Annotated in this window: 22 protein-coding genes; 17 read left to right on the forward strand and 5 right to left on the reverse strand. The window is 57.5% G+C overall.

All coding sequences use genetic code 11. From position 1 onward, the window contains the following. Positions 1-18: 18 nt before the first annotated feature. Together AC2FJV_RS08600 and AC2FJV_RS08605 are read left to right on the forward strand one after the other, a co-directional pair. The gene (locus AC2FJV_RS08600; RefSeq protein WP_142636970.1) at positions 19-486 is read left to right on the forward strand and encodes an SRPBCC family protein; all 468 of its coding nucleotides are present in this window, start codon (positions 19-21) and stop codon (positions 484-486) included. Positions 487-510: 24 nt separating this feature from the next. Further along, positions 511-978 carry a GNAT family N-acetyltransferase gene (locus tag AC2FJV_RS08605; protein WP_496677811.1) on the forward strand — a complete coding sequence of 156 codons (468 nt, stop codon included), beginning with the start codon at positions 511-513 and terminating at the stop codon, positions 976-978. A gap of 1 nt (position 979) precedes the next feature. Here AC2FJV_RS08605 and AC2FJV_RS08610 read toward each other — a convergent pair whose 3' ends face one another. Continuing rightward, on the reverse strand, positions 980-1,813 hold the full coding sequence (locus AC2FJV_RS08610; protein ID WP_496713394.1) for a prephenate dehydratase: 834 nt from the start codon (positions 1,811-1,813) through the stop codon (positions 980-982). Between the two features lie 119 nt (positions 1,814-1,932). On the opposite strand from AC2FJV_RS08610, the gene AC2FJV_RS08615 reads away from it, so the two are divergent. The 5 genes from AC2FJV_RS08615 to AC2FJV_RS08635 all read left to right on the forward strand — a co-directional run bounded on the left by AC2FJV_RS08615 (position 1,933) and on the right by AC2FJV_RS08635 (position 8,297). Continuing rightward, on the forward strand, positions 1,933-2,442 hold the full coding sequence (locus AC2FJV_RS08615) for a c-type cytochrome (RefSeq protein WP_142637256.1): 510 nt from the start codon (positions 1,933-1,935) through the stop codon (positions 2,440-2,442). A 174-nt stretch (positions 2,443-2,616) separates the two neighbouring features. Then, positions 2,617-4,521, forward strand: a complete 1,905-nt coding sequence (locus tag AC2FJV_RS08620) for an extracellular solute-binding protein (protein ID WP_496713396.1) — start codon at positions 2,617-2,619, stop codon at positions 4,519-4,521. A 9-nt stretch (positions 4,522-4,530) separates the two neighbouring features. Continuing rightward, positions 4,531-5,616: a microcin C ABC transporter permease YejB gene (locus AC2FJV_RS08625; protein WP_142636962.1), complete on the forward strand. Its 1,086-nt coding sequence runs from the start codon at positions 4,531-4,533 to the stop codon at positions 5,614-5,616. Next, positions 5,617-6,723 (forward strand): ABC transporter permease, encoded by a 1,107-nt coding sequence (locus tag AC2FJV_RS08630; protein WP_142636960.1) that lies wholly within the window; start codon positions 5,617-5,619, stop codon positions 6,721-6,723. Then, positions 6,720-8,297: an ABC transporter ATP-binding protein gene (locus AC2FJV_RS08635; protein WP_496709407.1), complete on the forward strand. Its 1,578-nt coding sequence runs from the start codon at positions 6,720-6,722 to the stop codon at positions 8,295-8,297. Before AC2FJV_RS08630 ends, AC2FJV_RS08635 begins: the two co-directional genes overlap by 4 nt. A gap of 19 nt (positions 8,298-8,316) precedes the next feature. Here the strand turns inward: AC2FJV_RS08635 and AC2FJV_RS08640 are convergent, their stop codons facing one another. Both AC2FJV_RS08640 and hemN read right to left on the reverse strand, forming a co-directional pair. Next, positions 8,317-10,245 carry an elongation factor G gene (locus tag AC2FJV_RS08640; RefSeq protein WP_496697674.1) on the reverse strand — a complete coding sequence of 643 codons (1,929 nt, stop codon included), beginning with the start codon at positions 10,243-10,245 and terminating at the stop codon, positions 8,317-8,319. Positions 10,246-10,452: 207 nt separating this feature from the next. Further along, a complete protein-coding gene (hemN, locus tag AC2FJV_RS08645; RefSeq protein WP_496713398.1) occupies positions 10,453-11,808 on the reverse strand; it encodes an oxygen-independent coproporphyrinogen III oxidase in 1,356 nt (451 codons plus the stop codon). A gap of 61 nt (positions 11,809-11,869) precedes the next feature. Here hemN and fnrL point away from each other — a divergent pair, with 61 nt between their 5' ends. Together fnrL and AC2FJV_RS08655 are read left to right on the forward strand one after the other, a co-directional pair. Next, positions 11,870-12,613, forward strand: a complete 744-nt coding sequence (gene fnrL, locus AC2FJV_RS08650; RefSeq protein ID WP_281973102.1) for a transcriptional regulator FnrL — start codon at positions 11,870-11,872, stop codon at positions 12,611-12,613. A 72-nt stretch (positions 12,614-12,685) separates the two neighbouring features. After that, positions 12,686-12,940 (forward strand): GlsB/YeaQ/YmgE family stress response membrane protein, encoded by a 255-nt coding sequence (locus AC2FJV_RS08655; protein WP_142636950.1) that lies wholly within the window; start codon positions 12,686-12,688, stop codon positions 12,938-12,940. A 28-nt stretch (positions 12,941-12,968) separates the two neighbouring features. Here the strand turns inward: AC2FJV_RS08655 and AC2FJV_RS08660 are convergent, their stop codons facing one another. Further along, positions 12,969-13,808: a universal stress protein gene (locus tag AC2FJV_RS08660; protein WP_496713400.1), complete on the reverse strand. Its 840-nt coding sequence runs from the start codon at positions 13,806-13,808 to the stop codon at positions 12,969-12,971. Positions 13,809-14,003: 195 nt separating this feature from the next. On the opposite strand from AC2FJV_RS08660, the gene ccoN reads away from it, so the two are divergent. From ccoN to ccoP, 4 genes are read left to right on the forward strand one after another with little or no spacing between them, the layout of a single operon-like run. Continuing rightward, positions 14,004-15,611: a cytochrome-c oxidase, cbb3-type subunit I gene (gene ccoN / locus AC2FJV_RS08665; protein ID WP_142636945.1), complete on the forward strand. Its 1,608-nt coding sequence runs from the start codon at positions 14,004-14,006 to the stop codon at positions 15,609-15,611. Between the two features lie 14 nt (positions 15,612-15,625). Then, positions 15,626-16,354, forward strand: coding sequence for a cytochrome-c oxidase, cbb3-type subunit II (gene ccoO / locus AC2FJV_RS08670; protein WP_142636943.1), 729 nt, complete (start codon positions 15,626-15,628; stop codon positions 16,352-16,354). 11 nt (positions 16,355-16,365) lie between these two features. Continuing rightward, a complete protein-coding gene (locus AC2FJV_RS08675; protein WP_142636941.1) occupies positions 16,366-16,578 on the forward strand; it encodes a cbb3-type cytochrome oxidase subunit 3 in 213 nt (70 codons plus the stop codon). Then, entirely contained in the window at positions 16,575-17,438 is an 864-nt protein-coding gene (gene ccoP, locus AC2FJV_RS08680; protein WP_142636939.1) for a cytochrome-c oxidase, cbb3-type subunit III, read from the forward strand. The genes AC2FJV_RS08675 and ccoP overlap by 4 nt, the downstream gene beginning before the upstream one ends. Before the next feature lie 103 nt (positions 17,439-17,541). Here the strand turns inward: ccoP and AC2FJV_RS08685 are convergent, their stop codons facing one another. Beyond that, a complete protein-coding gene (locus tag AC2FJV_RS08685) occupies positions 17,542-17,724 on the reverse strand; it encodes a hypothetical protein (protein ID WP_496713402.1) in 183 nt (60 codons plus the stop codon). Between the two features lie 100 nt (positions 17,725-17,824). On the opposite strand from AC2FJV_RS08685, the gene AC2FJV_RS08690 reads away from it, so the two are divergent. The 4 genes from AC2FJV_RS08690 to AC2FJV_RS08705 all read left to right on the forward strand — a co-directional run bounded on the left by AC2FJV_RS08690 (position 17,825) and on the right by AC2FJV_RS08705 (position 22,870). Continuing rightward, positions 17,825-18,700, forward strand: a complete 876-nt coding sequence (locus tag AC2FJV_RS08690; protein ID WP_496713404.1) for a LysR family transcriptional regulator — start codon at positions 17,825-17,827, stop codon at positions 18,698-18,700. 100 nt (positions 18,701-18,800) lie between these two features. Beyond that, a complete protein-coding gene (gene ccoG, locus AC2FJV_RS08695) occupies positions 18,801-20,228 on the forward strand; it encodes a cytochrome c oxidase accessory protein CcoG (RefSeq protein ID WP_271949814.1) in 1,428 nt (475 codons plus the stop codon). A gap of 2 nt (positions 20,229-20,230) precedes the next feature. After that, on the forward strand, positions 20,231-20,689 hold the full coding sequence (locus tag AC2FJV_RS08700; RefSeq protein ID WP_496713406.1) for a FixH family protein: 459 nt from the start codon (positions 20,231-20,233) through the stop codon (positions 20,687-20,689). A gap of 3 nt (positions 20,690-20,692) precedes the next feature. Continuing rightward, positions 20,693-22,870, forward strand: coding sequence for a heavy metal translocating P-type ATPase (locus tag AC2FJV_RS08705; RefSeq protein ID WP_496713408.1), 2,178 nt, complete (start codon positions 20,693-20,695; stop codon positions 22,868-22,870). Positions 22,871-22,875 lie beyond the last annotated feature (5 nt).

Consider the following 22,875-nt stretch of genomic DNA (forward strand, 5'->3'; position numbering starts at 1 on the left):
AGAGAACGATAACCCACCATGCAATTCTCCGCACGTGAAGATATTCAGGCCCCTGTCAACGCGGTGTTCGAAATGTTTGCGGATTTCGAACGGTTCGAGCGGATGGCAATGCGCCGCGGGATCGAGGTCCGGCGTTTGTCAGGGCATATGGGCGTTGTGCCCGGTACATCCTGGGAGACCGAGTTCCGTATGCGCGGAAAGCCCCGGCGCGTGGAAATCAATATGGCCGAATGTGATCCACCGACCCATATGCGGTTCGAGGCGGCAAGCAAGGGAATGAATGGCTCAACCAGGGTCGAGTTTCTGGCCCTGTCGCAACGTAGAACCCGGCTGACCGTGGATATGTCGCTATCGGCCAAATCCCTGCCTGCACGGCTGTTGCTGCAATCGCTCAGATTGGGTCAGTCGCGGTTCCGGCGACAGTTTCAGGCCCGCCTCAGCGAATTCGCGCGGGAAATGGAAGAACGTCATCTGCACGGTTCTTGAGAATTCCGAGACAAGAGGCCCTGAATGTCTGATGTGATATTGCGCAGCGCTGTTGTGGATGACGCCAAAGGTATTTCCGAGGTCCTGCAAGAGATCGTGACCGCCGGTAAGCGCACCAAACCCAGCGATGAGAGTTTTGCCAAAGAGCATTACATCAGCCACTGCGGCAGCATCCAATGCACCGTGGCGGTGCAGGGTTCACAGGTATTGGGCTTTCAGGCGCTGATACTGGCCGTCGACGGAAACACTTATGGCGTAACAGCCGGTTGGGGCATCATCGGAACACATATACGCCCGTCAGCCGCGCGCATGGGGGTCGGGCGGGCCCTGTTTCAGAAAACGCTGCTGGCGGCCCGAGCCGCAGGTCTGCCTGCAATAGACGCGACCATTGGAGCGCAAAATGCCGAAGGCCTGGCCTATTACGCGGCCATGGGATTTGTCGGTTACCGGTCACATGAAGGTGCGGTGTGCAAGAAATACCAGTTAGCCTGAGCTAGCCGCGCGGCTGGACGGCTGGATACACGCCCAGAATCTCAACATTGGTGGTGAAATGTTCCAGCTCTTCCAGGGCCAGTTGTAAATTGCGGTCATCTGGGTGCCCGACAATATCCGCATAGAACTGCGTGGCCGTGAACGACCCGTCGACCATATAGCTTTCCAGCTTGGTCATGTTGACACCATTGGTGGCGAAGCCGCCCATCGCCTTATACAGCGCGGCCGGGATGTTGCGGACCTGAAACACAAAACTGGTGATCATCCCATGCGCCCCGCGCCGCGACAGATCCGCGTCGCGTGACATGATCAAAAAGCGCGTGGTGTTGTCGTCGCTGTCCTCGATATGGCGGGCCAGGACGTTCAGGTTATAGATCTCTCCGGCCAACTCGCTGGCCAGCGCAGCAGAATGCAGTTCGGCGGCCTCGGAAACCTCGCGCGCGGCGCGGGCATTGTCCGGGCTGACGCGTCCCTGAATGCCGTGCTGCTTCAGGAACCCAGCGCATTGTGGCAGCAGCACCAGATGCGAATGCGCTTCGGTGATGTCGCTCAGCTTGGCACCGGGGACGGCCAACAAATTGATGTGTACGCGAACAAAAGCTTCATCGATGATATGCAACCCGCTATGGGGCAGCAGGCGGTGAATATCGGCCACCCGCCCATAGGTCGTATTTTCGACCGGAAGCATCGCCAGGTCTGCTTTGCCGGACCGAACTGATTCGATCACATCCTCAAATGTGCGGCAGGGCAGGGCCTCCATATCGGGACGAGCGTTTCGGCATGCCTCGTGGCTATAGGCACCGGGTTCTCCCTGAAATGCGATACGTTTTGTCATTTGGTCGATTCCGTGCAACAAGTTCCAGAATTGGGCGTTTAGTCGCGGTGTCTATACCTTGCCTCTTGTAAGGGGAAGCCTTAGACACCCCGCAGACAGCTGAAATGGACTCGCGATCAATGTTCGACACGATGACAGTTACCAAGGCCGCAGCAGGCCTGTTTGGCACCTTCCTGGTGCTGCTTCTGGCCAAATGGGCCGCAGAAGAGCTTTACCACGCCGATGCCCATGGCGAGACGGCTTCGTACATCATCGAAACCGAAAGCGCAGGCGAAAGCGCCAACGGTGAAGAGGTAGTATTTGAAGAGCTGCTGGCCGCCGCCGACGTTGAAAAAGGCGCCAAAGTTTTCCGCAAGTGTACCGCGTGTCACAAGCTGGAAGACGGTGCAAACGGCACAGGCCCCTATCTGTATGGTGTCGTTGACCGCCCTGTCGCAACGGCCAGCGGTTTTACCGGCTATTCGGCACCGATGCAGGCCCATGGCGGCAACTGGACACCCGAAGCACTGGATGCCTTCCTGACCAAGCCAAGCAGCTATATCTCGGGCACATCCATGAGTTTTGCTGGCCTGAAAAAACCGCAGGACCGTGCCGATCTGATTGCCTATCTGCAGACAATCGGCAACTGATGCCACACCGGCACATCTGAAATTCAAAGCCGCTGCCCCGTGCAGCGGCTTTTTTTGTATGAAGAAACCTTCACAATGCGCTCACGCATTCTAAACTTGAATCAGTCAACGCTGGACCTTTAGCTTCGTTCAGGCGCAAGACTATAAGAAGTGACGCAACAGGGGATGAGCCAAATGGAATCCAACCGACAGATTGTTCAGGCACGTGCATTGGATTTCAGAGGTTGGTTGACCATACCGATAACCGGCTTTTTGCTGCTTGCGCTCATGACCTCTCAACTGTTTGCCGAAGAGACCATCATCAAAAGACACGGATTCTCGGAATTTGGCGATTTGAAATACCCTGAAGGGTTTGCCCATTTCGACTATGTAAATCCTGATGCGCCGCGCGGCGGAGAGTTATCTTATGCAGCGCAAGGGACATTTGACAGTTTCAACCCCTATACGCGGCAGGGACGCGCGGGTGCGCGTTCTGCGGATCAGTATGAATCCCTGATGGTCGCGTCCTATGATGAAACGGCCACTTACTACGGTCTGCTGGCAGAAAGCCTTGAATACCCGGAAAGCCAGGATTGGGTCATCTTCAACATGCGACCTGAGGCGCGGTTTTCCGATGGAAGCCCGGTGACTGCCGAAGATGTTGTGTTTTCGCATAATCTGCTGCTGGAACAGGGGTTAAAATCCTATGCCGACGCCGTCCGCGAGATGATTCCGCGTGCCGAAGCGCTGGATGATCATCGGGTTAAATTCTACTTCGCACCGGATATCCCGCGCCGTGGCCTAATAAGTCAGGTTGCCGGGACATCTGTGTTTTCCAAGGCCTGGTTTGAGGCAGACCCTGAAAACCGGCGGCTCGACAAATCCCGGCTTGAGCCCGGTATCGGATCCGGACCTTATGTTTTGGACAGCTATGACATCAACCGGCGCATCGTCTACAAGCGCAACCCGGACTATTGGGGCGACCACGTTAATGTGAATATTGGCCGCAACAACTATGACTCCATCCGGATCGAATATTTCGCGGACTCGATTGCTGCGATGGAGGGGTTCAAAGCGGGCACGTTCACACTGCGCCAGGAAAACAACTCGAAAAGCTGGGCAACGGCCTATGATTTTCCTGCCATAGCAAACGGAACAGTGGTTCGGGTAGAGCTGGAAGACGGGGATGTCCCCAACGCTTCGGGCTTTGTCATGAACCTGGACCGGCCGCAATTTCAGGATCCCAAGGTGCGCGAAGCCGTCCAGTTAGGGTTCAACTTCGAATGGACGAATGAAAGCTTGCAATATGGCCTGTTTCAGCAGCGCGACTCATTCTGGCAGGGAACTCACCTAGAGGCGACGGGGCTGCCCGAGGGGCGTGAACTGGAGGTTCTGCAAAGCCTGGGCGATGCGCTGGACCCTGCGGTACTGACCGACCAACCGGTCGTTGCCCATGAATCCCGCGCCGAGCGTCAGAATGATCGTCGCAATCTGCGCGCCGCGATGAAGCTGCTGGATGAGGCCGGTTGGCAGGTGGGCGAAGACGGTATCCGCCGCAATCAAAACGGTGAAGTACTAGCCATAGAATTTCTGTCAGACCAGCCGACTCTTGATCGTATAATCCAGCCATTTGTCGCTAACCTGAGGACGATGGGTATCGATGCGACCTACAATCGTGTGGACAATGCGCAATTCACCCTGCGCCGCCGTGACCGGGATTTCGACATGATTTTCGGCGGGTACCCAAGTTCGCTGCAACCTTCGACGGGACTGTACCAGCAATTCGGAACCGAGGCGGCATCGTATTCCGTATTCAACCCGTCCGGTGCGCACGGCCCGGATATTGAGCCACTGATCGACAACATCGTGGCAGCAACCAACAGCGAAGAGTTGTTTGCCAATGTCCGCGCCCTGGACCGTGTTCTGCGGGCTAAGCGGATCATGGTGCCCACTTGGTATTTGGGCAAATACTGGGTTGCCTATTGGGACATGTATGAATACCCGGAAAACCTGCCGCCTTATTCATTGGGTGTCGAAGACCTGTGGTGGATCAACGCCGAGCAGGAAGCCCAGTTGAAATCCTCCGGCGCCTTGAGGTAATCCGCCCAAATGGGAGCATATATTCTAAGACGCCTGCTGCTGGTCATTCCCACACTGCTGGGAATCATGATCGTCAACTTCACCCTTGTGCAGTTTGTGCCAGGCGGCCCGATTGAACAGATCATCGCCCAGATGGAGGGTGGTGGAGATGTATTTGAAGGTATCGCTGGCGGTGGCGGCGATATCGAACAGCAGACCGGCGGCACAAATGATCGTTATATCGGCGGGCGTGGCCTGCCGCCTGAATTCATCGAAGAACTGGAAAAAGAATTCGGGTTCGACAAACCGCCCTTGGAACGGTTTCTGAATATGATGGGTAATTACCTGACTTTGGATTTTGGCGAGAGCTATTTCCGGTCGATCAGTGTGACCGATCTGGTACTGGAAAAGATGCCGGTGTCTATTTCGCTGGGGCTTTGGTCGACGCTGATTGCCTATCTGGTGTCGATCCCTCTGGGTATTCGCAAGGCGATCAGGGACGGATCAAGCTTTGACACCTGGACCAGTGGCGCCATCATCGTGGCCTATGCCATCCCGGGATTTCTGTTCGCCATTTTGCTGCTGGTGCTATTTGCCGGTGGGTCCTATTGGCAGATCTTTCCGTTGCGGGGGCTTACCTCGGACAACTGGGACAGCCTGAGTGTATTTGGCAAGATTGCCGATTACTTCTGGCATATCGCGTTGCCGATCCTGGCGCTGACCATATCGGCCTTCGCAACGCTCACCTTGCTGACCAAAAACTCGTTTCTGGACGAGATCAAAAAGCAATATGTCATGACCGCACGCGCCAAGGGCCTGAGCGAAAGCCGGGTGCTGTATGGCCACGTATTCCGCAATGCGATGCTGATCGTAATCGCGGGTTTTCCGGCCGTCTTCATCGGTGTGTTTTTCGGAGGGTCAATCATCATCGAAACCATCTTTTCGCTGGATGGATTGGGCCGGTTGGGCTTCGAGGCCGCCGTGGCGCGGGATTACCCGGTTATTTTCGGGACCCTGTTCATCTTTGGCCTGATGGGTTTGGTGGTCGGCATCATCAGTGATCTGATGTATGTGTTGGTTGATCCGCGCATCGACTTTGAAAAGCGGGAGGGGTAAATGGCGCTTTCCCCCCTGAATCAGCGCCGGTGGCGCAACTTCCGCCGGAATGGCCGGGCGTTCTGGTCGCTGATCATCTTCTCGATCCTGTTCGGCCTGTCGCTATTTGCTGAATTTATCGCAAATGACAAACCGATCCTCGTGAAATACCGCGGTGAGCTTTATACGCCGATCTTCAATTTCTACCCAGAGACCGAGTTTGGCGGTGATTTCCAAACCGAAGCAATCTATCGCGACCCCGAAGTGCGTTGTCTGATAGACAGTGGCGGTTTGGATCAGTGCTTTGACGATCCTGACGGCATTATCGAACAGATCGAGGCCGGATCCTTTGCCGCCGACGGGTTCGAGCGCGGCTGGGCCATCTGGCCGCTGATCCCATACTCTTTCAAAACCAGCGTTGATCGGCCGGGCGCAGCCCCACTGCCGCCCAATGGTCAGAACCTGCTTGGCACCGATGACACCAAGCGCGATGTGCTTGCACGGGTGATCTATGGGTTCCGTCTGTCCATTCTGTTCACGCTGATGGTCACAGGTGTTGCCAGCCTGATCGGTATCTTCGCAGGCGCCATTCAGGGCTTTTTTGGCGGCTGGCTGGATTTGATCTTTCAACGGATCATCGAGATTTGGTCGGCCACCCCATCGCTTTATGTGATCATCATCATGTTCGCTATTCTAGGGCGCAGTTTCTGGTTGCTGGTGTTGCTCATGATCCTGTTCAGCTGGACTGGATTGGTTGGCGTTGTCCGAGCAGAGTTCCTACGGGCGCGAAACCTTGAATATGTCCGGGCGGCGCGGGCGTTGGGCGTCAGCAACAGGACGATCATGTTCCGCCACATGCTGCCCAATGCAATGGTCGCCACGCTGACCTTCATGCCCTTCATCGTCACCGGAACGATTGGCGGGCTGGCCTCGCTGGATTTTCTGGGCTTCGGCCTGCCGTCCTCGGCCCCGTCGCTTGGCGAGCTGACCTTGCAGGCAAAACAGAACTTGCAGGCCCCTTGGCTGGCCTTTACCGCCTTTTTCACCTTTGCCATCATGCTGTCGCTTCTGGTCTTCATTTTCGAAGGCGTCCGCGATGCGTTTGATCCCAGAAAGACCTTCTCATGAGCCTGCTGGATGTAAACAACCTCAAGGTTTCGTTCCGGCAGGACGGGCAGGTCAGTGCGGCGGTCAAGGGCGTGTCCTTCACGGTGGATCGTGGGGAAACCGTGGCTTTGGTAGGGGAATCCGGGTCCGGAAAATCTGTGACCGCCTTGTCGACCGTCTCGCTGTTGGGAGACAGCGCGATTGTCGAAGGTTCGGTGAAATATGACGGGCAAGAGATGATCGGGACGTCCGAGCAACATCTGATGGATGTGCGCGGCAACGACATCAGTTTCATCTTTCAAGAACCGATGACATCGTTGAACCCGTTGCACACGATCCAGAAGCAGATGGCAGAGTCGCTGGCGCTGCATCAGGGGGTGGTGGGCGACGCGGCCCGTGATCGAATTGTCGAGTTGCTGACAAAGGTTGGCATCCGGGACCCGAAGGATCGATTGGACAGCTATCCGCACCAACTTTCGGGCGGACAGCGGCAGCGCGTCATGATCGCCATGGCGCTGGCCAATAAGCCGGACATTCTGATCGCAGATGAACCGACCACGGCGCTGGACGTGACCATTCAGGCACAGATACTCGAGTTGCTGGCAGACCTGCAGAAAGCCGAAAACATGGGGATGCTGTTCATCACCCATGACCTTGGCATCGTGCGCCGGATCGCCGATCGAGTTTGCGTCATGAAGGACGGAGAGATTGTCGAAGCCGGTGCAACCGCGGACATCTTCGAGAACCCTCAGCATCCCTATACCCGGAAATTGCTGGCGGCCGAACCGTCGGGCCAACCCGATCCGGTCGCCGCGGATGCAGAAGAGGTCGCCCGCACCGATCACCTGAAAGTCTGGTTCCCGATCCAGCGCGGCTTTCTCAAGCGAACTGTCGGCCATGTTAAGGCGGTGAATGACGCCAGCCTCAGCGTACGCGCCGGCGAAACCGTGGGGATCGTGGGCGAAAGCGGGTCGGGCAAGACCACGTTGGCGCTGGCCATCATGCGGCTGATCGCGTCCGAGGGTGGTATCACCTTTCGCGACCAGGATGTGCGCCGTTGGTCCACACGCGAATTGCGCCGGTTGCGCAAGGATATGCAGATTGTGTTTCAGGACCCGTTTGGCAGCCTGAGCCCGCGCATGACCTGTATGCAAATCATCGCCGAGGGTCTGGCAATCCACAAGGTTGATCCACACCGCGCCCCGCGCGATCTGGTGGCGGATGTGATGACGGAAGTGGGGTTGGACCCGGCGTCGATGGACCGGTATCCGCACGAGTTCTCGGGCGGGCAGCGGCAGCGTATCGCCATCGCACGGGCGATGGTGCTCCGTCCCAAACTTCTGGTGCTGGATGAGCCGACAAGCGCGCTGGACATGACGGTTCAGGTGCAGATCGTAGACTTGCTGCGAGATCTGCAGCGGAAATACGGGTTGGCATATCTGTTCATCAGCCATGACCTAAAAGTGGTCCGGGCGATGTCACATAATGTCATCGTTATGCGGAACGGTGACGTGATTGAAATGGGCGCTGCCGAAGACCTGTTCGAAAACGCGCAGACAGATTACACCCGCGAATTGATTGCGGCAGCGGGCTGAAGCCCGCTCGCCGTGTTTTTCACGCGTTTGCGGTTTCCCGTGTTGCCGCTTTCGGTATCGGGCCGCGCAGTTCTTCATAGTGATCAAAGCTTAACTTTACCCAACCGGTGCCGCGCGTGGCGCTGGCCAAGGTGCGATGCAACTCATCCTCGGCCACGGCAGGGAGTTGGGCATTGAAAATCTCCCAGCCCGAAGCGTTGGGGTTGCCTTCGAATCCCAGCACTTGACCCTGTAAGGAACTGATCGTGGGGACAAGGTCGCCGACAAAATCGGATGGCAGGTGAATCTCTGCGTTCAGAATGGGTTGCAGGACCACCGGTTTGGCTTGAGGCAGCGCCTCGCGTACGGCGTTCTTGCCTGCGGTGCGGAAAGCATAATCGGAACTGTCCACATTGTGGTGTTTGCCGTCACTCAGCGTGATTTTGACATCAACAACAGGGAAGCCCTCGGGTCCCTGCTCCAGCGCGTCCTTGGCCCCGTGTTCAACTGAGGGAATATAGTTGCGCGGCACCGAACCGCCTTTCACGATCTCTTCGAACTGAAACCCTGATCCGCGCGGCATGGGCGTGACCGAGATCACGACATCTGCAAACTGACCCGCACCACCGGATTGCTTGCGGTGACGGTGGCGGTGTTCGATGGGCGCACGGATGGTTTCGCGATAGGCGGTCTCGATCGGGTCGGCCACGATTTCAATCCCGAAATCTTCGGCCAGTTTGGCGGTGATCCGGCGCATGTGCTGCGGGCCTTGAGAGCCCAGCACCGCATGGCCGGTCAGCTCATCCTGTTCCAGATGGAGACCGGGGTCGATCTCGACAAGACGGGTCAGAGCGTTCGACAGGCGCACGTCATCTCGCTCATGCGCGGGTGATACGATCTGACGTTGGGCGACTGGATGTGATGATGCCCATTCCGGCAACGGAGATTCGGATTTGCTGTCGTAAATATTGCCGGGGATCAGGTGATCGGATTTCACGGCCAGCCCGATCTGACCTGCCTCCAGCCCGGAAATCTGGGTCTTGGCGTCAAGTGTCGTCAGATTGCCGACTGTCTCACCTCCCAAAGCTTCATGCGCACGCACGCCATCTCCCAGGCCACGAAGGACGATGATCTTGCCGATATGTTTCTTCACGTCCGCGAATCCCGCAATGGCGCGGGCAGTCTCGGTGGCCTCATCGCGGTTGGCGGCAATGTTGAACTCAGGGGCTTCGTGCCGCAGGGCTTTCATCAGGCGGGTCAGACCATTGCCATGGCTGGCCGCGCCCAGACAGGCGGGGATCAACTGGTGGTTCTGCAAAACCTGCGCGGCCAGATCGTAGATCTCGGCACTTGCGGGCTGTTTGTCTTCGATCAGCTGCTCCAACAGGTGATCGTCAAAGTCCGACAGCGTCTCTAGCAGCTCGGTGCGGGCTTCTTGTTCGCGGTCCTCGACCGAGTGCGGCAGTTCGATCAGGGCCGAGGGCTGGCCTTCCTGATATTTCCAAGCCCGCTCCGAGATCAGATCGACCGCGCCGACTATTGTCTCGCCGTCGCGAATAGGGACCTGACGTAGGGCGATGTGGTGGGTGCAGTAGGTCTGTAGCGCGGCGATGATATCCCGGATACGGCCATTTGGGGCATCCATCCGATTGATGAACAGGAAACAGGGAATGCCCGCCTCTTCAACCAGCCGCAGATAGGGCGCGCACAAGACAGCCGCGTCTGGGTCCGGCGGGACAACCACAACCGCCGCATCCGAAATCGCCATGGCTGGTCCGACATAACCCAGATTGTCGCTGCCCCCGTCCACATCGATCGCGCACCAGGGCTCGTCCAAGTAAGAAAAACCGTGCAAGTGCACGGTTCCGGAGACATCGAATGTGGTGGGTCGGTTGTCGAGGCGGCTTATGGCCTCGACCAGGGTTGTCTTGCCAGATTGGCTGGGGCCGAGGACGGTGAATACGCGCATGAGTGATGTCCCTCTTTTCAGGTTGCAGTAATACCTGCACGAAAAGGGCCGACCCACACGGCTGCGTGGGCGAGGACTGACTGCGAATTCACCTGCCTCAGGGTTCGGATCGTTCCGCCCAAGTGTGAAGACAACCAGAGGCTCGCGTCAAGCCCCTGTACTGGTATCTAAGCGGCGGGCCGCACAACCGGGCCCACCTGTAAGCGATCAGATCGCCGAGCTGTGGCCTGCCTTGCTCAGGTCATAGGCGTCAAAGCTGCGGGCAATCATTCGGGTCAGCGGCCGGGCCTCGGGTGGAATGAACAGGCCATCTTTGGTGACGTGTAGCAGATTGTTGAAGTCGGCATTGGCCCTCTGGTACATCGCGTTCAGCTCTTGGGCGGATATGTTGTGGTCACGCAGAATCTCAGCCGAATTGATCTGAAAATCACACATCAGCGCTTCGATCAGACGTGCGCGCAAAATGTCCTGCCCTTTGAACAAATGCCCGCGCGAGGTCGAAAAGCGCCCCTCGCGGATGGCTTTCGTATAGGCCGATGTTGCCGGTGCGTTCTGGGCGTAGCCCTGAGGAAACCGCGAGATCGAGCTTGCGCCCACACCGATCAGCACCTCGGCCTGATCATCCGTATAACCCTGAAAGTTCCGTTTCAGTCGCCCGGCCCTGAGCGCATGTGTCAGACCATCATCCTGCGTGGCAAAGTGGTCAATTCCGATCTCGGCGTAATCATCCCAGAGGAACAGTCGACGCGCCGTCTCGAACAGCTCCAGACGTTGCTCGGGCGTGGGCAATGCGTCCGAAGGAATCAACTGTTGCCGCTTGGCCATCCACGGCACGTGGGCGTATCCGTACAGCGCAACGCGGTCGGGGTTCAGTGACAGCAGTTTCTGTACGCTTTCTGTCATCCTTGATTTGGTCTGATGCGGCAGACCGTACAGGATATCAGCGTTCAGGCTGGTAATGCCGCGGGCACGGATCATGTCCACAGCTGCGCGCGTGGTGTCATAGCTTTGGACGCGACCGATAGTTTTCTGAATCTCATCGTCGAAATCCTGCACGCCGATCGAGGCACGGTTCATGCCCGCTTCGGCCAACGCGTCCAGTCGGGCTTGGTCAATCTCGTTCGGGTCGATTTCGACCGAGAATTCAGCACCCGGACCCAGCGGTACAACATCCAGAATGCGTGTGGCCAGATCCCGCATCAGATCGGGATTCAACAGCGTTGGTGTGCCACCGCCCCAGTGCAGACGCGAGAGGGTGACGCCTTGAGGCAGGCGCGCGGCCAGCAGATCAAGCTCGGCCTTGAGGACGTCGACATAGGCGATGACCGGGTTGTCAGTTTGCGTCCCCTGTGTTCGGCAGGCACAAAACCAACACAGCCTGCGGCAGAAGGGCACGTGTATGTACAACGAGACGGAGCTGCCGGGTTTAATGCCGGTAATCCAGTCTTCGTAAAGGTTTACCCCCACATCATTGCTGAAGTGAGGGGCTGTTGGATAGCTTGTGTAGCGCGGTACTTTCGCGTCAAATAGTCCAAGCTTTGCAAGTTGTGGTTTAACTATCATGGCGATACCGTTAGAGGACGGCACGCCTAGCAACCTTGATAGAGATCAAGTGGGAACGCGCATGACACAGATTTTCAAAATCGATCATACAAACTGTGAAGATTGTCCAATCCGCCACAGAGCAGTCTGCGCGCATTGCGATGTTCATGAGCTGGAGCTTCTTGAAGGTATTAAATATTATCGCAGCTTCGAGGCTGGGCAGACAATCATCTGGTCCGGTGATCAGATGAATTTCGTGGGCTCGGTCGTGTCGGGGATCGCTTCTTTGACTCAGACCATGGAAGATGGGCGCACGCAGATGGTTGGCCTTTTGCTGCCCAGCGATTTCGTCGGTCGTCCAGGTCGAGATTCAGCGCCTTACGACGTCGTGGCAACGACTGACATTGTCATGTGCTGTTTCCGTAAGAAGCCGTTCGAAGAACTGATGGGTGCTACTCCGCATATCGCGCATCGTTTGCTTCAGATGACATTGGATGAGCTGGACGCTGCCCGTGAATGGATGCTGGTGCTGGGGCGCAAGACTGCGCGCGAAAAAATCGCAAGCCTGTTGTCCATCATCGCGCGCCGGGATGCGTCGATTGGGCAGAACGGAAGTTCCAGCCCAATCGTTTTTGATCTTCCGCTGACGCGCGAGGCGATGGCAGACTACCTTGGCCTTACACTGGAAACCGTCAGCCGTCAGATATCCGCCTTGAAGAAAGACGAGATCATCTTGCTAGAAGGCAAGCGCCGTGTATCTGTTCCGGACATGGGCCGGTTGATGGAAGAGGCAGGCGACGATTCCGATGGCGGATATCTGGTGTGATTCACATACGGCGTGACCCGTTGTCTTAACCGTGGTTTAGTGGGACCAGTGAAACTGCGTCAGGAGTAAGTCATGGGATTCAGCAGCCTTTTGGCCATGCTGCTTATTGGTGCCATCGCGGGATGGTTGTCCGGAAAGATCATGGAAGGCCGGGGATTCGGCTTGATTGGTAACATCATCGTTGGCGTTGTCGGGGCATTTCTGGCCGGGCTAATTTTCCCAGCCCTTGGTTTTGCCGTTGGCGGCGGTCTGGTCTCGTCAATTATTTTCGCCACCATTGGGGCAATCATTCTGCTTTTCCTGATCGGCCTTGTGAAACGCGGATAAAAGCCGCCCGCTGGGCGGCTCTGCCGTTTCAATGTGCCATGAACACCGGAACAGTCGATTGTTCCAGCATATTGCGTGTCGCGCCGCCCAGGATGGCTTCTCGGAATCGGGAATGCCCATAGGCGCCCATGACGATCATATCTGTTTCGGTATCCGTCGCATGGCGGTTCAGGATGTCCGATACACGCGACATTGTTTTGCTGAGCACGTCGATTTCGCACTTAACTCCGTGGCGCGACAGCATCTGGGACAACAACCCACCGGGGTCCGAGCGATCCGGCCCATGCGTTGGTGGGTCGATCACCACGATCCGCACCTGATCGGCGCCGATCAGGAAGGGTAGGGCGCAGCGAATTGCGCGCATGGCTTCGACGCTTTCGTTCCAGCCGACCAAGACAGTACCGGGCTTGTCAAAAGGCGTCGTTTTTTCAGGAATGACCAGAACCGGAGCGTGACCTTCGAACATGGCTGCCTCGACGATAGGCTCTGCTTCGACGCTGCGGTCTTTTCCGTAAGGTTGCGGCAGAATAACAAGGTCCGAGAACCGCGCCCGATGGGCGACGTGGCGACCAATATCGGCAATCTGGGCCACGCCGCTTTCTGCAGACCAGCGTACGCCGGAACTGTTCAGATAGGTCTCTGCATAGTGCAGGGTGTCCTCGGCCTCTGCTTTGGCGCGGGACAGGGTCTCCTGCAGAATCAGCGCGTTGGCGCCAGCATAGTAATAACCAGTCTGACTGCGATCGACCCCCAGGCACAGGGCTTCGGCATGCGCATCCTGGGCTGTGGCCAGAGCTGCCATCTGTGCCAGCGCCGGGGCCGATTGTTCCGTTTCCGTTAGAACGGTGAGAAGGGACTTATACGCCATCTTAACCTCTTGCCTCCAGGGCCGTTCCGTCCGCGACATTCCGGCCAAATCATTTCTGTAGCCTTGTCATAATATTCGCTATTCTGTCTTGATACAGATCAAAGCAGTTTGGGCTGTCCTCGGACAAAACAACAACCAGTCAAATGGGTTCCGCGACAAAAAAGAATCGCGCGGAGCATGGCAAAGGGACGCAATATGTCAAATTACATCAAGCTGATCGTGCTTGGTCTGATCGTGCTGTTTGCAGCGATCGGGACCAATTATGCACGCGATTTGGCGTATCAGGTGCATGCAATTCTGGTGATGTTGATCGCCGCGGGATTGTTCATCTGGACGCTTAGAAACACGGATGAGCCAGATATCCTGATAGATCGTTCAGGCGAGTACATGGACGATGTGGTCCGTTACGGCGTAATCGCGACGGCCTTTTGGGGCGTGGTTGGTTTTCTTGCCGGGACATTCATCGCCTTTCAGCTGGCCTATCCGGTGCTGAACTTTGAATGGGCACAAGGATATCTGAATTTTGGCCGATTGCGTCCGCTGCATACATCGGCGGTTATCTTTGCCTTTGGCGGCAACGCACTAATCGCTACGTCCTTCTACGTCGTCCAGCGGACCAGCGCCGCGCGCCTGTGGGGCGGCAATCTGGCATGGTTCGTTTTCTGGGGCTATCAGCTGTTCATTGTGCTGGCTGCGACCGGGTATGTGCTGGGCGGAACCCAGTCCAAGGAATACGCCGAGCCGGAGTGGTATGTCGATCTGTGGCTGACCATCGTCTGGGTGGCCTATCTTGCCGTGTTCCTGGGAACAATCGTCAGGCGGAAAGAGCCTCATATCTATGTGGCGAACTGGTTCTACCTGGCCTTTATCGTTACCGTCGCCATGCTGCATCTGGTCAACAACATGACTATCCCTGTCAGCATCTGGGGTTCGAAATCTGTCATCGTCTGGTCAGGCGTTCAGGACGCAATGATCCAGTGGTGGTACGGCCACAATGCTGTGGGCTTTTTCCTGACTGCCGGTTTCCTGGGCATGATGTACTATTTCATCCCGAAACAGGCCGAACGTCCGGTGTTCAGTTACAAGCTGTCGATCATCCACTTCTGGGCGCTGATCTTCCTGTATATCTGGGCTGGTCCGCACCATTTGCACTATACAGCGCTGCCCGACTGGGCCTCGACACTGGGCATGGTGTTCTCGATCGTGCTGTGGATGCCGTCCTGGGGTGGCATGATCAACGGCCTGATGACCCTATCGGGTGCGTGGGACAAGCTGCGTACGGACCCGGTGATCCGGATGATGGTGATTTCGGTCGGCTTCTATGGCATGTCCACTTTTGAGGGCCCGATGATGTCGATCCGAGCGGTTAACTCTTTGAGCCACTATACCGACTGGACCATTGGTCACGTGCATTCGGGTGCGCTGGGCTGGAACGGCATGATCACCTTTGGTGCGCTGTACTTCCTGGTGCCCGTCTTGTGGAAGCGTGAGCGTCTGTATTCGTTGCAGATGGTCAGCTGGCACTTCTGGCTCGCCACTATCGGCATCGTGCTCTACGCCGCGTCGATGTGGGTGACAGGTATCATGGAAGGCCTGATGTGGCGCGAAGTGGATGCCAATGGTTTCCTTGTGAACTCGTTCGCCGACACCGTGGCTGCCAAGTTCCCGATGTATGTGGTGCGAGCTCTGGGTGGGGTCATGTTCCTCGCTGGGGCGCTGATCATGTGCTACAACCTGTGGATGACTGTGCGGAAAGCGCCGGCCAAAGAGGCCAGCCTGACCGTCGCGGTCCCGGCTGAATAAGGAGGGCCGGAGCAATGGCAATTCTCGACAAACATAAGATCCTCGAGACCAACGCGACCCTCCTGCTGATCTTCAGCTTCCTGGTCGTGACCATCGGTGGCATCGTGCAGATCACCCCGCTGTTCTATCTTGAGAACACCATCGAAAAGGTGGAGGGCATGCGCCCTTACACCCCCTTGGAAATGGCGGGCCGTGACATCTATATCCGCGAAGGCTGCTATGTCTGCCACAGTCAGATGATCCGCCCGATGCGGGATGAGGTCGAGCGCTATGGCCACTACTCGCTGGCGGCTGAATCAATGTATGATCATCCGTTCCAGTGGGGGTCCAAACGCACCGGCCCTGATCTGGCCCGTGTCGGTGGTCGTTATTCTGACCAGTGGCATGTGGATCACCTGCGCAACCCGCAGTCGGTGGTGCCTGAATCTGTAATGCCGAAATACGGCTTCCTCGAGCATCGCAAGATTGACGGTAAGTATATCGGTGATGTCATGAAGGCGAATGCGCTGGTAGGCACGCCCTATACCGAAGAGATGCTGGAGAACGCCGTGGCGGATTTCCGGGCGCAGGCCGATCCCGACAGTGACTATGACGGCCTGCTGGAACGCTATGGTGACAAGGTCAGCGTGCGGAACTTCGATGGTCAGCCCGAGCTGACTGAAGCGGATGCGATGGTCGCTTATCTGCAGATGCTGGGAACGCTGGTCGATTTCTCGACCTTCACCCCAGACGCGAACCGGTAAAGGAGGGTGTGATGGAAGAATATACACTCTTACGGCAATTCGCGGATAGCTGGATGTTGCTGCTGCTCTTTGTTTTCTTTGTTGGGATCATAATCTGGGTTTTTCGCCCGGGTTCCAGCAAGGAATACAAGGACACCGCGAATATCCCGTTTCGGCATGATGATGCACCAGCGCCCCTGCGGGGCGACGACAATCCCGCCACATCCAAGGAGGCGCGGCAATGAGCAAGACACCTGAAAAACAGCCGGGTGATCCGAGTACAACCGGCCACAGCTGGGATGGTATCGAAGAATTCGAAAACCCGATGCCGCGCTGGTGGTTGTGGACATTCTACGCCACCATCTTCTGGGCGGTGATCTATACGATCATGTATCCCGCATGGCCCTTGGTTCAATCCGCCACTGCTGGCGTTTTGGGCTGGTCCTCTCGCGCTCTGGTACAAGAAGAGATGATTGCGTTTGAAGAGGCGAATGCCCCTTGGAACGCCAAGCTTGTGGAAACATCGCTTGAAGATATCTCGGCAGATCCCGAACTGCAGCAATACGCGGCGAATGCCGGGGGCGCGGTGTTCCGTACCTGGTGTGCGCAATGCCACGGCTCAGGCGCGCAGGGTGCACCAGGATTCCCGAACCTGCTGGATGACGCCTGGCTGTGGGGCGGTTCGCTTGAGGATATCGAGACCACAATCGCCTATGGCATTCGCAACGAGGAAAGCGACGATGCGCGCTATTCCGAAATGCCTGCATTTGGCGAAATCCTGGAACATGACGAGATCACCCAAGTGGTTCAATACGTGATGTCCCTGACCAATGCGCAGACTGATGACGTAGCTGCGCAGGCAGGCAAGGTCGTCTTCGAAGATAACTGTTCGTCCTGTCATGGCGAGGATGGCACTGGTGACGTCTTTCAGGGCGCACCCAACCTGACCGATGCGATCTGGCTCTATGGTGGCGACGCAGAGGCATTGACTGAGACCGTGACCAATAGCCGTTTCGGTGTAATGCCTGCTTGGGAAAACCGCCTTACGGACGCGCAGATCCGCGCTGTGACGGCCTATGTCCACCAGTTGGGTGGCGGTCAGTAAGGCCAAAAGAATACCTTCGGACGGTTCGCCGCCCGAAGGTTAAGGCACCGGCTGTTCTCTCTGTTCGCGCGTTTCCTGAACAGCCGGTGCTACTATTATCAGACTACAGGCCCCCATTGGTGCAGTCCAGATGCGCCTTTTCGCGCGGGCCAGACTTTTCAATCCACCAGTGATGGTCCGGCAGCCAGCTGCTGCGCACAAGGTCGCGGCTATCTGTGCCAGTGCCTTTGCCGTCAGCCTCTGTTTTGGTGGCTACCATGAAACTTCGTGCCAGTATCGCAAGCATCTGATCCCTCCTGGATTGTGTTGCCGCTGTTATCAGGATTGATCTTTAGCCTGATAAATGCGACTCAATTACCATTCCAATATGTAAGTAGGACTTACAGATGAACTGGATGGATATGCCGCCGCTTGCGGCTTTGCGCGCCTTTTCTTCCTTTGCTGAGACTGGAAATGTTGTTCAGGCAGGGGCGTCGCTGAATGTCAGTCACGCAGCGATCAGCCAACAACTGCGTGCGCTTGAAAAACACCTGGATCTGGCCCTTCTGGACCGATCCGGTAAATCCATGACCCTGACGGCCGAGGGCAAGGTTCTGGCGCGTGCCCTGCATTTGGGATTTGGGGCCATAGGTGCGGCGGTCACTGACCTGAAGCGTGCAACCGAGGATCGTCCGGTCCACGTATCGCTGACGGCCTCTTTCGCAGCTTCATGGCTTATGCCGCGCTTGCCCGCATTTCAGGCCGAGCATCCAGGCATTCACCTTGCGCTGGATCCCTCGCCCCGGTTGGTCGATCTGCGCCCGGGCGGCGTGGATCTGGCGATCAGATATGGGGCAGGGGACTGGCCCGATGTGACGGCCGAACTGCTGTTGCAAAGTCCGATCGTGATTGTCGCCGCGCCATCCCTGTTGACTGGGCGGGCACCTGTGACACCTAAAGCACTCAGCCGTCTGCCCTGGCTTGAGGAGTTCGGCACAACGGAGGCAACGCAATGGCTGGCCCGTCACGGCGTGGGCCATAGCCCCGGCGCTGGCCGCATCGCCTTGCCGGGAAACCTGCTGCTTGAGGGAGTGCGCGCCGGGCAGGGTGTGACGGCCACCGTGCGGCATTTTGTCGAAGCGGATATCATTGCGGGTCGATTGGTCGAACTGTTCCGCGAACCCGACGGGCGCGGATACCATATTGTCACCGGAAATATGCCGCTTCGTCCTGGGGTGAAGATATTTATCAGGTGGCTCAGGCGGCAAGCTGGTAAGATGTGACAAAAGGTGTCTTTACGATGCGCTTTTGACCCATGTCAAAGTGGCTGCCCGTATGATCTGGAAGAAGACGCCGTAGAACAGCTACATCTGGAGCCAGCCCGTGAGCGATTCCGACCCCGCCCCCAGCCTATACGCAGCGCGCGAACCGATCTTTCCCCGCCGCGTGTCCGGCCCGTTTCGCAACCTGAAATGGTTCATCATGGCGGTCACGCTGGGGATCTATTACGTCACACCCTGGATCAGATGGGATCGCGGTCCCAGCCTCCCGGACCAGGCGGTGCTGCTGGATCTGGCCAACCGGCGCTTTTACTTTTTCTGGATCGAGATCTGGCCGCACGAGTTCTATTTCGTGGCCGGGTTGCTGATCATGGCCGGTCTGGGCCTGTTTCTGTTTACATCGGCGCTGGGGCGCGTGTGGTGCGGCTATGCCTGCCCGCAGACCGTCTGGACTGATTTGTATATCTTGGTCGAGCGCTGGATCGAAGGTGATCGAAACGCCCGTCTGCGCCTGCATCGTCAGAAAAAGATGGATTTCCACAAAGCAAGGCTGCGTGTCACCAAATGGGTCGCTTGGCTGTTTATTGGTCTGGCAACGGGTGGTGCCTGGGTGTTCTATTTCGCGGATGCGCCAACGCTGGTCCGTGACCTAGTGACCGGAGATGCACATCCGGTCGCCTATACAACCATATTGATCCTGACGGGGACGACCTTTTTGTTTGGTGGGTTCGCACGCGAGCAGATCTGTATTTACGCCTGTCCCTGGCCGCGCATTCAGGCCGCGATGATGGACGAGGATACTCTGGTGGTTGGGTATCGCGAATGGCGCGGTGAACCGCGCGGCAAAGGCAAGCGGACCGCGGATTCCGATCTTGGGGACTGCATTGATTGCATGGCCTGTGTGAATGTCTGCCCTGTCGGTATCGACATCCGCGACGGTCAGCAGCTTGAATGTATCACCTGTGCGCTGTGCATCGACGCTTGCGATGACATGATGGCCAAAATTGGCAAGCCGCGTGGCTTGATCGACTACATGGCGTTGAGCGACGAATCGAGTGAACGCGCCGGTCATCCGCCCAAGAATGTCTGGAAACACATCCTGCGGCCTCGGACCATCATGTATACGGGTATGTGGTCTGCGGTTGGCTTCGCGCTTTTGTTCGCCCTGTTCATCCGTTCTGACATTGATCTGACCGTAGCGCCGGTGCGAAACCCGACATTTGTAACCCTTTCTGACGGAACTATCCGTAACACTTATGATGTACGACTGCGGAACAAACATGGCGAGGACCGCCCATTCCAACTGACCCTGTCCGGTGATCCGGCCCTGAAGATACAGATCGAGGGGGTTGAAGGTGAGACTGTCAATGTGACGGCGGATACGGCACAGTTGACCCGTGTTTACATCGTCGCATCGGGCGACACCGGGCCAGCAACTTTGGATACGACGCCGGTCCGCATCTGGGTCGAAGACCTGCAGAGCGGTGAGCGCGCCTATAAGGACACCACGTTTAACGGACGAGGGAACTGAACATGGCTGAACGTAAATTCACCGGCAAACATGCGCTTGCTGTGTTCGTTGCATCCTTTGGCGTGATCATCACGGTGAACCTGGTTCTGGCCTATAGCGCGGTGAAGACCTTTCCGGGGCTCGAGGTCAAGAATTCCTATGTCGCCAGCCAGGAATTCAACGAACGCCTGAAGGAACATCAGGCGCTGGGCTGGTTTATCCGCGCCGAGATTTCGGGCGGATTGCTGATCCTGCATATAACCGATCAGACGGGCGCACCGGTCAAGGTGGCTGACCTGCAGGCCGTTGTGGGCCGCGCGACCCATGTCAAAGATGATTTTGCTCCTGATTTCATATTCGACGGGAATGCATATGCGACTCCGGCATCGCTGGGTCCGGGCAACTGGAACATTCGGCTGGTTGCCAAAGATCACAGCGGGGCCGAGTTTGCACAGCGCGTGCCGCTTTATGTGAAAGGCTAGGGGATGTCTGCGCAGATGTCCTCTGGCACCGCAGCTTGCCCCGGCTGTATCGCCGCCCCGGTAGAGCCCGCAAGGCCGATCCCGCAGGATGTGCAGATCGCGCTGTCATTGCCGGGAATTCACTGCTCGGCCTGTATTGCCACGGTCGAGCGTGAATTGAATGCCCAGCCCGGGGTCGAGGACGCGCGCGTGAACCTGACCTTGAAACGTGCGATGGTCAAAGCCGCGCCCGATCTGCGCGCCGCCGATCTGATCCCGGTGCTTGAACGCGTAGGCTTTGAGGCGCACGAGCTGGACCCTGGATCCCTGTCTGCCACGCAGTCCGACAAAGCTGGTCGCGACCTGTTGATGCGGTTGGCGGTGGCTGGTTTTGCCTCGATGAATGTAATGTTGCTGTCTGTCTCTGTCTGGTCAGGGGCAACCGATGCAACGCGCGACATGTTCCACTGGATTTCGGCAGCGATTGCTTTGCCTGCGATCGCGTTTTCGGCGCAGCCCTTCTTTGCCAATGCCTGGAGCGCCTTGCGCGTCGGTCGCCTGAATATGGATGTGCCGATCGTGTTGGCAATCCTGTTGGCATTGGCCACATCGCTGTGGGAAACCGCGCTGAGTGGTGAGCACGCCTATTTTGACGCCGCCCTGACCCTGACGTTCTTTCTGCTGGCCGGACGCTATCTGGACTACCGTACCCGCGCCGCCGCCCGATCCGCAGCCGAGGAGTTGACCGCGTTGGAAGTTCCGCGCGCGATCAGGCTGGCCGATGGTCAAGAAGTTGAGGTGCCCGTCGCAACGCTGAGCGTGGGTGATCTGATCCTGGTACGTCCCGGAGGCCGAATGCCGGTGGATGGCGAAATCGTTTCCGGGCAATCCGAGCTCGACCGATCGCTGCTGACGGGTGAAACCTTGCCGGTATTTGCGGAAACCGGTCTGACGGTCAGTGCTGGCGAGGTAAATCTAACGGGTCCATTGACCGTACGGGCGACAGCTGTGGGTGAGGATACATCGCTGCACCGCATGGCCGATCTTGTGGCCATCGCGGAATCTGGGCGGTCGCGTTATACTTCGCTGGCGGATAAGGCAGCCAAGCTTTATGCACCGGGCGTGCATATCCTGTCGGCGCTGAGCTTTCTGGGCTGGTATATCTATTCCGGCGATATCCGCACCGCGCTGAATATCGCAGCGGCGGTGCTGATCATCACCTGCCCCTGTGCGCTGGGTCTGGCCGTACCGGCGGTGACGACGGCGGCCTCGGGCCGGTTGTTCCGCAAAGGGATGCTGATCAAACACGCCACAGCGCTGGAACGCCTCGCCGAGGTGGATACGGTTGTGTTCGACAAGACGGGAACGCTGACCTCGGGAACGCCGGAGCTGACCAATCTTGCGGATCATGCGCCCGGCGATCTGGAAATCGCACTGGCACTGGCCGAGGCCTCGTCGCACCCGCTCTCTGTTGCGCTGGCGCAGGCTGCCCGTCAAGCGGGGGTCACGCCCGCAAATGTCGAGGGGATATCTGAAGTTCCGGGGTACGGCACCGAAGGCATCTTTCAGGACCATCCCGTGCGTCTGGGACGCGCCGAATGGACCGGTGGGCAAGAGGCTGAACAAACTGCGGCCTGGCTGTCGTTAGCAGGGCGGGCGCCTTCAGTGTTCTTGTTCTCGGACACATTGCGCGCTGGTGCGGCTGAGGCGGTTCAGGCGTTTCGCGATGAGGGGAAAAAGGTCATTTTGATCTCGGGCGATACGCAAGGCGCGGTTGAGACGCTGGCCGGTAAGCTGGGGATTGAGACATGGATTGCGCAGGCCCTGCCGCAGGACAAGGCAACCCATGTGCAATGCCTGCGGGATCAAGGCTGCCACGTCCTGATGGTTGGTGACGGGCTGAACGACACGGCGGCGCTGGCCGCGGCGCATGTGTCGATTTCACCGGCCTCGGCGCTAGATGCTGCGCGAGTGGCATCCGATATCGTGCTGTTGGGTAACGACCTGTCGCCGATTGCGGGTGCCTGCGATACCGCGGTTAAGGCAACGAAACGGATTCGCGAGAACTTCCGTATTGCAACCATCTATAATATCATTGCAGTGCCGCTGGCGGTTGCGGGCCTAGCCACGCCGCTGATCGCGGCATTGGCAATGTCGACCTCGTCCATTACCGTTTCTCTGAACGCGCTGCGGCTAAGGTGATCTGA

The sequence above is a fragment of the Ruegeria sp. CDSA241 genome (assembly GCF_059611265.1).